Source organism: Streptomyces sp. NPDC090798 (assembly GCF_044768965.1).
GTDB lineage: Bacteria > Actinomycetota > Actinomycetes > Streptomycetales > Streptomycetaceae > Streptomyces.
In genome coordinates this window covers 1-11,364 of record NZ_JBIVXA010000048.1, presented here as the reverse complement: position 1 = coordinate 11,364, position 11,364 = coordinate 1, and the positions used below count along the sequence as shown (strand labels likewise).

At 72.4% G+C, this 11,364-nt stretch carries 9 protein-coding genes; 4 read left to right on the top strand and 5 right to left on the bottom strand.

Annotated features, from left to right (window positions below):
- Window positions 1–419 precede the first annotated feature (419 nt).
- Window positions 420–1,061, top strand: coding sequence for a PH domain-containing protein (locus ACIQTP_RS46710; RefSeq protein WP_403412287.1), 642 nt, complete (start codon window positions 420–422; stop codon window positions 1,059–1,061).
- 68 nt (window positions 1,062–1,129) lie between these two features.
- On the opposite strand, the gene ACIQTP_RS46705 is transcribed toward ACIQTP_RS46710, so the two are convergent.
- The 4 genes from ACIQTP_RS46705 to ACIQTP_RS46690 form a co-directional block, all read right to left on the bottom strand.
- Window positions 1,130–2,368 carry a hypothetical protein gene (locus ACIQTP_RS46705; RefSeq protein ID WP_403412285.1) on the bottom strand — a complete coding sequence of 413 codons (1,239 nt, stop codon included), beginning with the start codon at window positions 2,366–2,368 and terminating at the stop codon, window positions 1,130–1,132.
- 176 nt (window positions 2,369–2,544) lie between these two features.
- Window positions 2,545–4,176, bottom strand: a complete 1,632-nt coding sequence (locus ACIQTP_RS46700) for a phospho-sugar mutase (protein WP_403412282.1) — start codon at window positions 4,174–4,176, stop codon at window positions 2,545–2,547.
- 408 nt (window positions 4,177–4,584) lie between these two features.
- Window positions 4,585–5,409, bottom strand: coding sequence for a purine-nucleoside phosphorylase (locus tag ACIQTP_RS46695; RefSeq protein ID WP_402035100.1), 825 nt, complete (start codon window positions 5,407–5,409; stop codon window positions 4,585–4,587).
- A gap of 163 nt (window positions 5,410–5,572) precedes the next feature.
- Window positions 5,573–6,010, bottom strand: coding sequence for a gamma-glutamylcyclotransferase (locus tag ACIQTP_RS46690; RefSeq protein WP_075028313.1), 438 nt, complete (start codon window positions 6,008–6,010; stop codon window positions 5,573–5,575).
- 143 nt (window positions 6,011–6,153) lie between these two features.
- Here ACIQTP_RS46690 and ACIQTP_RS46685 point away from each other — a divergent pair, with 143 nt between their 5' ends.
- From ACIQTP_RS46685 to ACIQTP_RS46675, 3 genes are all read left to right on the top strand, one after another.
- Window positions 6,154–7,602 (top strand): NAD(P)H-quinone dehydrogenase, encoded by a 1,449-nt coding sequence (locus ACIQTP_RS46685; protein ID WP_067366501.1) that lies wholly within the window; start codon window positions 6,154–6,156, stop codon window positions 7,600–7,602.
- Window positions 7,603–7,769: 167 nt separating this feature from the next.
- On the top strand, window positions 7,770–8,732 hold the full coding sequence (locus ACIQTP_RS46680) for a DeoR/GlpR family DNA-binding transcription regulator (RefSeq protein ID WP_403412278.1): 963 nt from the start codon (window positions 7,770–7,772) through the stop codon (window positions 8,730–8,732).
- Window positions 8,733–8,972: 240 nt separating this feature from the next.
- Window positions 8,973–10,139: an AI-2E family transporter gene (locus tag ACIQTP_RS46675; protein ID WP_403412275.1), complete on the top strand. Its 1,167-nt coding sequence runs from the start codon at window positions 8,973–8,975 to the stop codon at window positions 10,137–10,139.
- 445 nt (window positions 10,140–10,584) lie between these two features.
- Here the strand turns inward: ACIQTP_RS46675 and ACIQTP_RS46670 are convergent.
- On the bottom strand, window positions 10,585–11,364 hold a 780-nt coding region (locus ACIQTP_RS46670; protein WP_403412272.1), incomplete at its 5' end, for a biotin/lipoyl-containing protein.

Sequence of the window (11,364 nt, the reverse complement as noted above, 5' to 3'; positions counted from 1 at the left end):
CAGCAGATCAGTTAGAGCCACACTCAGCGCCCCTGGGTGGGTGAACCATACGAAGGGCTCACCGCGTCCCGCAGAACAACGTAGGGATCAGTTAGGGGCGCGGGGAACTGCGCGGCCGGCCCCCCACTCGCCCGCAGCCGAGCGACCGGGAGTCGCCGGGGATCCGGGGCCCGGGGACCGTGCGAGCGGTTCCCATCGCCCCGTAGGCGAGGGGCTCCGCCCGGATGGGGATGCGGGGGCGCAGCCCCGTCCCCAGGGGCGCGGGGTATTGCGCGATCAGCCCTCGTCCACCCGCAGGCGAACGAATCCGCGCGGACGGGGATTCGGGGCGGACCCCGCGCCCGCCCGCCCATAACGAAGCGGCGGCGTGGGGCGGGGGTGAAGGAAGTGTTCAGGGGGCGTCAGGCAGAATCGGGGGCATGACGACCCCGGATGACCAGCCACCCGTGCCGGACGCCTCGCGACCCGAGTCGCAGGACCGGATCTACCGGTCACACGCCGGTATCGCGGGCGGCATACTGCTGCTCGCCATCACGGGCTGGCTCGGCATCGACGCGCTGGTCTCCGGCCACGGCCGCACCCCCTGGCTGGCACTCGCCGCGCTGATCCTCCTGGTTCCGCTGGTGGCCGCCTTCACCCTGCGCCCCGCCGTCTACGCCAACGAGGACCGGCTGCGCGTCCGCAACCCGTTCCGTGTCGTCGTGCTGCCCTGGAGCAAGGTCGGCTCACTGCGCTCCGGGTACTCCAACGAGGTCGTCGACACCGAGGGCACCAAGTTCCAGCTCTGGGCGATCCCCGTGTCCCTGCGCGCCCGCAAGTCCGCGGCCCGACGGCAGGCGCGCAACGCCGCCGCCGACAGCAGCGGCCGCACCTCCTCGGTGGCGAGCGGGCCCACCCGTTCCCAGTCCGACCAGGTCATGGACGACCTGCGCGAACTCGCCGAGGCCCGGGCGGCCACGGAGGGCGCGCAGGGCGAGGTGAGCGTGCGGTGGGCTTACGAGGTCATGGGTCCCGCGCTCGCGGGGGCCGTGGTCCTGGTGATCCTGCTGGCCGTGGGGTAGCCGCGCCGGCTGCCGCGCGCAGGCCCCGTATCCGCTGTCGGTGTCCGCTCTCGACTCGTCCCGGCCTGTCACGGCGCGCTCGGCCACACCAGCGCCATGTACGCGCTCCAGTACGCCGAACCCAGCAGCGCCGCGGTCAGGGCGAGGGCCCGGAAGCGGGGTGAGGCGCGGGACAGGTGGAGGGCCAGCGGGAGCAGGAGCGGGAAGCCGGGCAGGAGGAAGCGGGCACGGGGGAAGTAGACGCCGCCGCTGCCCAGCACGATCAGCAGCAGGACGCCGGTGAAGACCAGCAGGGAGAGCGGCTGCCGGTCCCAGGCACCCAGGACGAAGAGGACCACGGACACCAGCAGCGTGACCGTCACCATCACCAGGAAGAGCTCCGGCCTGGAGTCCTGCGCCAGGACCTCCCGCATACGGCGCAGGGTCTCCGCGCCGCCGTCCCACTCGTTGTGCCACAGCCGCTGTACGGCGAAGTAGCCGTCCCATCGGCCCAGACGCACGCCCACCCAGCCGACGTACGCGAGCCAGCCCGCCGGGGCGAGGGCCGCGGCCGCCAGGACGCGGGGCGAGAAGCGGTGCCGCAGGGAGAGCAGGGCCGTGACGGTGACCGCGGCCGCCGTCGCGATCCCCGTCGGGCGGGTCAGGCCCGACAGCGAGGCCAGGGTGCCCGCCCAGAGCCAGCGGCCGGTGAGCACCGCGTACAGCGACCAGGCCGCGAACGCCGTGAAGAGGGACTCCGTGTAGCCCATCCACTGGACCAGGCCGACCGGGAGAGCCGCCCACAGGAAGGTCAGCAGCAGGGCCACGCGTCGGCCGTGGAGATGGTGGCCGACGGCGAAGACTCCCCACGCGGCGACGAAGGAGGCGGCGATCGAGATCGCCACGCCCGTCGTGGCGCGCGTACCCGGGGTCAGGACCGCGGCCGCCTTGACCAGGAACGGGTACATCGGGAAGAACGCGAGGTTGTTCGCGTCGTACCGGGTGCCCAGGTGGTGGGTGTAACCGTGCTGGGCGATGCCCAGGTACCAGTCCGCGTCCCACTGCGTCGCCAGGATCGGCCACACGCCGTGGTGTTGATGGTGCGCCCACTGGGTGAGCAGCAGCAGGCTCAGGAGGCGTACGGCCCCGTAGGCGAGGAGGGCGGGGGCCGCCCGGCGCAGCTGGGTGCGGAGGGCGCACAGGGTGCCTGTGCCCGCACTCGTCCCGGTACTCGTCCCTGTGCTCGCGTTCGGGTTCGGGTTCGCGGGGACTTCGCCGGGAGCGTTCCGGGGTGGGGAGGATGTCGGCCGGGAAGCGGTCGAGGACACGCGGCAGCTCCTGGGGCTCGGCGGTGCGCTACCGCCAACCGTTCCTCGGTCGGATGGTGGCGCACCGGAGCGCTGCGTCAACTGCCGGGCGGAAATCACCCGTAAGTGGCTGAGCCCTGGACTTGGGCCCGCGCGGAGGCGCGGGCCCGGACGCGCGGGATTCAGATGCGCGGGATTCAGATGCCGGCTGCCGCCGACAGGTCCCGCTTGATCCCCGCGAGCAGCTCGGCGGCCTTCGCGTGGGCCGCGGGCAGCTCGGCGTGCGAGCCGACCGGGACCACGACCTCCAGGTAGCACTTCAGCTTCGGCTCGGTGCCGCTGGGGCGGACGATGACGCGGGCGCCGTCCAGCGTGTAGCGCAGCCCGTCGGTCGGCGGAAGCGTGTCCGTGCCCTTCGTCAGGTCCTCGGACCTGGTGATGGGCAGGCCCGCCAGCTGTGTCGGGGGCCGCTCGCGCAGCCGGCCCATCGCGTTCGCGATGACCGACAGGTCCTCCACACGGACCGAGAGCTGGTCGGTGGCGTGCAGACCGTGCGTCACGGCGATGTCGTCGAGGAGATCGAGGAGGGTGCGGCTCTCCTCCTTCAGCTCGGAGGCGAGTTCCGTGATGAGGAGGGCCGCCGTGATGCCGTCCTTGTCGCGTACGCCGTCCGGGTCGACGCAGTAACCGAGCGCCTCCTCGTAGCCGTAGCGCAGCCCGTCCACCCGGGCGATCCACTTGAAGCCGGTGAGGGTCTCCTCGTAGGGGAGGCCCGCCTTCTCGGCGATCCGGCCGAGGAGCGAGGAGGAGACGATCGACTCCGCGAAGGTGCCGCGCGCGCCGCGGTTCACCAGGTGCTGGGCGAGCAGCGCGCCGACCTCGTCGCCGCGCAGCATGCGCCAGTCGGCACCGTCCTTCACGGCCGCCGCGCAACGGTCCGCGTCCGGGTCGTTGGCGATGATCAGGTCGGGGTCGGTCTCGCGGGCCTTCGCGAAGGCCAGGTCCATCGCGCCGGGCTCTTCCGGGTTGGGGAAGGCGACGGTGGGAAAGTCGGGGTCCGGTTCCGCCTGCTCGGCGACGAGCACGGGCTCCGGGAAGCCGGCCCGGGCGAAGGCGGCGAGCAGGACGTCCTTGCCGACGCCGTGCATCGCCGTGTAGACGGTGCGGGCGGTGCGGGGGGAGTTCTGGGCGAGGACGGCGTCCGTACGGGCCAGGTAGGCGTTCAGGACACCCTCGTCGAGGGTCTCCCAGCCGGAGTCCGGGCGGGGGACGTCGGCGAGGCTGTTGACGGCGGCGATCTCGGCGGCGATCTCGGCGTCCGCCGGGGGGACGATCTGCGAACCGTCGCCCAGGTAGACCTTGTAGCCGTTGTCGCGGGGCGGGTTGTGGCTGGCGGTGACCTCCACGCCGGCCGCGGCGCCGAGGTGCCGTATGGCGTACGCAAGGACGGGGGTGGGCAGGGGGCGGGGGAGGACGGCGGCGCGCAGGCCCGCGCCCGTCATCACCGCGGCGGTGTCGCGGGCGAAGTCGGCGGACTTGTGGCGGGCGTCGTAGCCGATGACGACGAGGCCGTCCGTCTCGCCCTGCTTCTTGAGGTACGCGGCCAGGCCGGCGGCGGCGCGGATGACCACCGCGCGGTTCATGCGCATCGGGCCCGCGCCGAGTTCGCCCCGGAGGCCGGCGGTGCCGAACTGGAGGGTGCCGCTGAAGCGTGCGGTGAGCTCGGGGACGTCCTTGGCGGCGATGAGCTCGGCGAGTTCCTCGCGGGTGTCCGGGTCGGGGTCCTCGGCGAGCCACGTCTCGGCCCGTGCGATGAGTTCGTCCTGCACGTCGGGTGAACCTCTCTGTTTGTGCTGCCCTTGCTGTGTACCCGGCCAGGGGTGCCTTTTCTCGTCCCCGTCGCGCGTACCCGTCCGGGGGTGATGGTCGGCCGCGGGTGGGTGGGGGTTGCTCGCGCAGTTCCCCGCGCCCCTGTGGCGGGGGCTTCGCCCCGCTTCCCCCGGCCGCGTGAAGTGTTTTGGCTGGCGGCCGGTGGGGGTTCCCCGCGCCCCTGAGGCGGGGCTGCGCCCCGCAGCCCCGCTCGCCCCTGTGGCGGGGGCTGCGCCCCGCATCACACGGCCGCCCTTTGTCTTCAGGTCGTCCGGCGTTCGAGGGCGGGGCCGGTCGGGGGGATGAGGGGGTCTGGGGGCGTAGCCCCCAGGGATGGGACGGGTAGGGGCGGCGGGGGCGATGAAGGCCTACAGGCGGTCCAGGACCTGGGTGAGGAGGGCGCCCATGCGCGTCGCGGAGTCGCGGCCCGCCTGGAGGACCTCCTCGTGGTTGAGGGGCTCGCCCGTCATACCGGCGGCGAGGTTGGTGACGAGAGAGATGCCCAGAACCTCCGCACCGGCCTCCCGCGCGGCGATCGCTTCGAGAACCGTCGACATGCCGACGAGGTCCGCACCGAGGACACGGGCCATCCGGATCTCGGCCGGCGTCTCGTAGTGCGGCCCGGTGAACTGCGCGTAGACGCCCTCCTCCAGGGTGGGGTCGACCTCCTTGCAGAGGGCGCGCAGCCGCGGCGAGTACAGGTCGGTGAGGTCGACGAAGTTCGCCCCGACGATCGGGGACGTCGCCGTCAGGTTGATGTGGTCGCTGATCAGCACCGGCTGGCCGGGGCGCATGTCCGCACGCAGACCACCGCAGCCGTTGGTGAGCACGATGGTCTTGCAGCCCGCGGCGACGGCGGTACGCACGCCGTGCGCGACGGCGGCGACCCCGCGGCCCTCGTAGTAGTGGGTGCGGCCGAGGAAGACCAGGGCCCGCTTGTCACCGATCTTGTACGAGCGGATCTTGCCGCCGTGCCCCTCGACCGCCGGCGGGGGGAACCCGGGCAGCTCGGTGACCTGGAACTCGGCCTCGGGGGTGCCGAGGGCGTCCACGGCCGGAGCCCAGCCGGAGCCCATCACGAGCGCGACGTCGTGGGTCTCGGCGCCCGTGAGCTCCCGCAGGCGGGTGGCGGCGGCGTCGGCGGCGGTGTGGGGGTCGCCCTGGATGTCGTCCGGAAGAAGAGATGCGTTCACGCGCATGAGGGTAGCCGGTCCAGGCCTACGCGCGTAGATGACAGAGGTCACGGACTTGCGATCGTTGTCTTGTCGTTTCCAACGAAGGGGTGGGAACGGGGTGGACCGTCAGTTCCCACCAGGGTGCCCCTGGGCAGGGGGTCCGGGACGCGGGAGGGTGCCCTCAGCAGGGGCGCTTGCGCAGCTCCATCACATAGTCGTGGGGCGCGCCCGCCGACTCCGCCGCGTCGGCGATCTCACCGAGGTAGCGCGCGGAGGGGAGTCCGCCCTCGTACCCGTTCAGTACGTACACCCACGCGGGTTCCTCGCCCTCCAGCGTGTGCACCCGTACGCGCATCCGGCGATAGATGTCGAGGCCCACGCCCTCCCAGCGGTCCATGGAGTCCTCATCCAGGGGGGCGATGTCGTACAGCGCCACGAAGACCTGCGAGCGGGGGGCCTCGACGAGGGTCGCCAGCGCGCCCTCCCAGCCCATGTGCTCGCCCCCGAACGTCAGCCGCCAGCCGTTCAGCCAGCCCGTGGCGCGCAGCGGCGAGTGCGGGGCGCGGCGCGTCATGAGCCGCGGGTCGAGATTGCCGGCGTACGCGGCGTAGAGCGACATGAGGTCGAGGGTACGGCAGGGAACACAGGAGCCTCTTGCGTAACAGAACGCATCAGCGCATAACGGAGGAGTGCATAACGGAAGGGGCTCGGATGGGGGCGGGCGCGGCCCCCGGGCGGAAGCACCTTGAAGCGTGCGGGACAATGGAGTACGTGACTCGGATCGTGATCATCGGTGGCGGACCCGGCGGATATGAGGCGGCGCTGGTTGCCGCCCAGCTCGGCGCGGAGGTGACCGTCGTCGACTGCGACGGTCTGGGCGGGGCGTCGGTGCTCACCGACTGCGTGCCGTCGAAGACCCTTATCGCGACGGCCGAGGTGATGACCACCTTCGACTCGTCGTACGAGGAGCTGGGGATCATCGTCGCCGACGACACCCCTCCGGCGGAGCAGGCGGCCCGGGTCGTCGGCGTCGACCTCGGGAAGGTCAACCGGCGTGTGAAGCGGCTCGCGCTCGCGCAGTCGCACGACATCACGGCCTCCGTCACTCGGGCCGGCGCGCGGGTGCTGCGCGGGCGTGGGCGACTGGAGGGCATGCAGTCCCTGGACGGCTCGCGCAAGGTCGTCGTACGGGCCGCGGACGGGACCGAGGAGACGCTCGTCGCCGACGCGGTGCTGATCGCCACCGGCGGGCATCCGCGTGAGCTGCCCGACGCGCAGCCGGACGGTGAGCGGATTCTGAACTGGACGCAGGTCTACGACCTCGACGAGCTCCCGGAGGAGCTCATCGTCGTCGGTTCCGGTGTCACCGGTGCCGAGTTCGCCGGTGCCTACCAGGCGCTCGGGTCGCGCGTCACGCTCGTCTCCAGCCGCGACCGCGTGCTGCCGGGCGAGGACCCGGACGCCGCCGCCGTGCTGGAGGACGTGTTCCGGCGCCGCGGCATGAACGTCATGGCCCGCTCCCGCGCCGAGTCCGTCAAGCGGGTCGGCGACCGGGTCGAGGTCACGCTCTCCGACGGCCGGGTCATCAGCGGGTCGCACTGTCTGATGGCCGTCGGCGCCATCCCGAACAGCAGCGGAATGGGTCTGGAGGAGGCCGGGGTCCGGGTCAGGGACTCCGGGCACATCTGGACCGACAAGGTCTCCAGGACCACCGCCCCGGGCGTGTACGCCGCCGGTGACGTGACCGGCGTCTTCGCCCTCGCCTCCGTCGCGGCGATGCAGGGACGTATCGCCGTCTACCACTTCCTGGGCGACGCGGTCGCTCCGCTGAACCTGAAGACGGTCTCGTCCAACGTCTTCACCGACCCCGAGATCGCCACTGTCGGCTACTCGCAGGCCGACGTGGACGCGGGCAAGATCGATGCCCGGGTCGTCAAGCTGCCCCTGCTGCGCAACCCGCGCGCCAAGATGCAGGGCATCCGGGACGGCTTCGTCAAGATCTTCTGCCGCCCCGGCACCGGGATCATCGTCGGTGGCGTGGTCGTCGCGCCGCGCGCCTCGGAACTGATCCACCCCATCTCGATCGCGGTCGACAACAATCTGACGGTCGAACAGATCGCGAACGCGTTCACCGTGTACCCCTCCCTTTCGGGCTCGATCGCCGAAGTCGCCCGGCAGTTGCACACCCGCAAGGCGGGCGACGAAGGCTGAGGTCCCACCCCGACTTCCCGCTGGTCACGGGGAGTTGTCGACCATTCGTACGGCATAGGCGGCGCGAGTAGGCGCGTATACCACTTCGCGTACTCCCATGCGAACAACTTCTGTTATTCGGCGCAAACTGCTGAAAGCAGACGGTCGTTGGGGTTACTGTCAGTTTCGTGTTCGCTGCAGAACGTCGCCAATTGATCCTCGAAATGGTGCGAGCGAACGGGGCCGTGTCGCTCCGTGAGCTCGCCCGCGTCGTCCAGACCTCCGAAGTGACCGTACGGCGGGACGTGCGCGCACTGGAGGCAGAAGGACTCCTCGACCGCCGGCATGGCGGTGCGGTATTGCCGGGCGGGTTCACGCGGGAGTCCGGCTTTCCGCAGAAATCGCATCTCGCGACCGCCGAGAAGACGGCCATCGCCGACCTCGCCGCGGGTCTCGTCGAAGAGGGCGAGGCCATCGTGGTGGGGGCGGGCACCACGACGCAGGAGCTGGCACGCCGGCTCGCGCGGGTGCCCGGGCTGACCGTCGTCACCAACTCCCTGCTGGTGGCGCAGGCGCTGGCCCATGCCAACCGCGTCGAGGTCGTGATGACCGGCGGCACCCTGCGCGGTTCCAACTACGCCCTGGTGGGCAGCGGTGCCGAGCAGTCCCTCCAGGGGCTGCGGGTCTCGCGGGCCTTCCTCTCCGGCAGTGGGCTCACCGCCGAGCGCGGCCTGTCCACCTCCAACATGCTGTCGGCGTCCGTCGACCGCGCGCTGGTGCAGGCCGCCGCGGAGGTCGTCGTCCTCGCCGACCACACCAAGCTCGGCACCGACACCATGTTCCAGACGGTGCCGACCGATCTGATCACCCGCCTGGTCACGGACGAGCCGCCCGCGCACGACGACCGCGCGGTCACCGAACTGCAGGCCCTGGCTGACCAGGGCGTACAGATCGCGGTGGCCGGGCAGTCGGGCGGCGCCGCGGGCGGGGATACGGCCCCGGCGGGGCGCCAGCCGCGCCGGGACATGCCCCTCCCCGGTCCACGCCGCGGCCAGGTGCCGGGTGCGGGACCGCAGTTGCGCAGCGCTACCGTCCTGGGCGAGCAGTCCCCGGGAGAGCGGGCGCGAGTGGCGGATTTGCGCCGCCGCTGACCGACTCGACCGGCGTGCACCCCCGTGGGCCGTATGGCGTACGCCGGGCACCCTCCACTCGGCCGTCCCCCGGCCGCGATACGGGGAAGCTGACCGGCTCATGGCGCGCGGGAGCGGTTTGTCCGCGTGTGCCCCGGCTTGCGACGTCTCCTCGTCCACCCGCAACCTGTCCCTGACGCGGCGACGGGAGGCGGTGACGCACAGGTGAACGACGGATCGCGCCGTTCGCACCGGCGACGGATGCGGTACGTCGTCCTGGGGAGCCGGCCCGCCCGCGGAACGGGGGCGGTGGCACGGGCCCGTACGGCGGGGACGGCGGTCCGGCGTGCCGCGGAGCGCGACGACGTGCCGGTGAACCAGGGGCTGCGGGTGGCCGCGGCGTACGCCTGGCGGCTGCTGGTGCTCGGGGTGGCCGTGTACGCGGCCTTCAAGATCCTGGGCCGGTTGCAGCTGGTCGCCGTGGCGCTGTTCCTCGCGCTGGTGGTCACCTCGGTGCTGCGTCCCCTGGCCGATCTGCTGGCGCGGCGTATGCCCCGGCCCCTGGCCGTCGTGGTGAGTGTGATGGGCAGCCTGCTGCTGATGCTCGGGCTGCTGGCGCTGGTCGGCAGCCTGGTCGCGGGCGAGTCGGACCAGTTGGGACAGGAGTTCGCCGGGGGCATCGGGCGGATCCAGCGGTGGTTGGAGGGCCCTCCCTTCCGCGTCCGCCACACCGTGCTGTCGAACCTTCAGGGCAAGGTGACTACGTACGTCAAAGAACACCGCTCCACACTGATCAGCAGCGCGCTCAGCGGTGCGGGGCGGGCGGTGGAGGTGCTGACCGGAGCGGTGCTCGCGCTGTTCTGCTCGCTGTTCTTCATCCACTCCGGGGACAGGTTCTGGCTCTGGTTCCAGGGCCTGCTGCCCGAGAGCGCCCGGGGTCCCTGGGGCCGCGCGGGACGGGTCGCTTGGCGGACGTTCGCCGGGTACACCCGAGGCATCATCATCGTGGCCGCCACCAACGCCGTACTGGTCGGGATCGCCCTGTTCGCGCTGCGCGTGCCGCTGGCCCTGCCGCTGACCCTGCTGGAGTTCTTCGCCGCGTTCATCCCGCTGGTGGGCTCGCCCATCGCGCTGGCCGTGGCCACGGTTGTCGCGCTGGCCTCTCGGGGGCCGGTCATCGCGCTCGTGGTGCTCGCCCTGATCGTGGTCGTCGGCCAGATCGAGGGCCATGTCCTGCACCCGCTCGTGCTGAGCTGGGCGGTCCGGCTGCACCCGGTGGTCGTGGCCCTGTCCGTCATCTCGGGCGGCATCCTCGCCGGAGTGATCGGCGCGGTCGTGGCCGTCCCGATGGTGTCGGTCGCCTGGTCCGTGATCAGCGAGACGCGGGGCCGGCCCAAGCCGGACCATCCCGGCCGCGCACCCGGCTGACGCGACGGTTTGCGGCTTGCCGCCGGGAGGGGGCGGTCTGCGGGCTGCCGCCGGGGGAGGCGGTCTGGGGCTCGCCGCCGGGAGGGGCGGTCTGCGGCTTGCCGTCGGGAGCGACGGTTTGCGGCTTGCCGCCGGGGGAGGCGGTCTGCGGCCTGCCGCCGGGAGCGACGGTTTGCGGCTTGCCGCCGGGAGGGGCGATCCGCGGCCTGCCGCCGGGAGGGGGGCTGCGGGCTGCCGCCGGGGGAGGCGGTCTGGGGCTCGCCGCCGGGAGGGGCGGTCTGCGGGCTGCCGCCGGGAGGGGCGATCCGCGGCCTGCCGCCGGGAAAAGCGATGCGCGGGCCGCCGCCGGGAAGGCGGTCCTCGGCCCGCCACCGGAAACGCCGAAGCGCCCGTCGGGCCGATGGCTCGGTCCGGCGGGCGCTTCGGATGTCGTACGACCGTGTCGTCAGTCCTTGATCTCGCAGATCGCGGCGCCGGACGTGATGGACGCGCCGACCTCCGCGCTCAGGCCCTTGATGGTGCCGGAGCGGTGGGCGTTGAGGGGCTGTTCCATCTTCATGGCCTCCAGGACGACGACGAGGTCGCCCTCCTTGACCTCCTGGCCCTCCTCGACCGCGACCTTGACGATCGTGCCCTGCATGGGCGAGGCGAGCGTGTCGCCGGAGGCGACGGGGCCGGACTTCTTGGCCGCGCGGCGCTTCGGCTTGGCGCCGGCGGCGAGGCCGGTGCGGGCCAGGGACATGCCCAGCGAGGACGGCAGCGAGACCTCCAGGCGCTTGCCGCCGACCTCGACGACGACCGTCTCGCGGCCCGGCTCCTCGTCGGTCTCCGTGTCCGCGGGGGCCGTGAAGGCGGGGATCTCGTTGGCGAACTCGGTCTCGATCCAGCGGGTGTGGACCGTGAACGGGTCGGCGGAACCGGTCAGTTCGGGGGCGAAGGCCGGGTCCTGGACCACCGCGCGGTGGAACGGGATGGCGGTCGCCATGCCCTCGACCTGGAACTCCTCGAGGGCGCGGGCGGCGCGCTGGAGCGCCTGCGCGCGGGTGGCGCCGGTGACGATCAGCTTGGCGAGCAGGGAGTCCCAGGCCGGGCCGATGACACTGCCGGACTCGACGCCCGCGTCCAGGCGCACGCCCGGACCCGACGGCGGGGCGAACAACGTCACCGTGCCGGGGGCGGGCAGGAAGTTGCGTCCCGGGTCTTCGCCGTTGATGCGGAACTCGAA

What these genes read in the sequence shown, in the direction of transcription:
- ACIQTP_RS46710 (WP_403412287.1), top strand. Translation starts at nt 420, where the DNA reads ATGACGACCCCGGATGACCAGCCACCCGTGCCGGACGCCTCGCGACCC.
- ACIQTP_RS46690 (WP_075028313.1), bottom strand. Translation starts at nt 6,010, where the DNA reads ATGTCGCTCTACGCCGCGTACGCCGGCAATCTCGACCCGCGGCTCATG.
- ACIQTP_RS46685 (WP_067366501.1), top strand. Translation starts at nt 6,154, where the DNA reads ATGGAGTACGTGACTCGGATCGTGATCATCGGTGGCGGACCCGGCGGA.
- ACIQTP_RS46675 (WP_403412275.1), top strand. Translation starts at nt 8,973, where the DNA reads ATGCGGTACGTCGTCCTGGGGAGCCGGCCCGCCCGCGGAACGGGGGCG.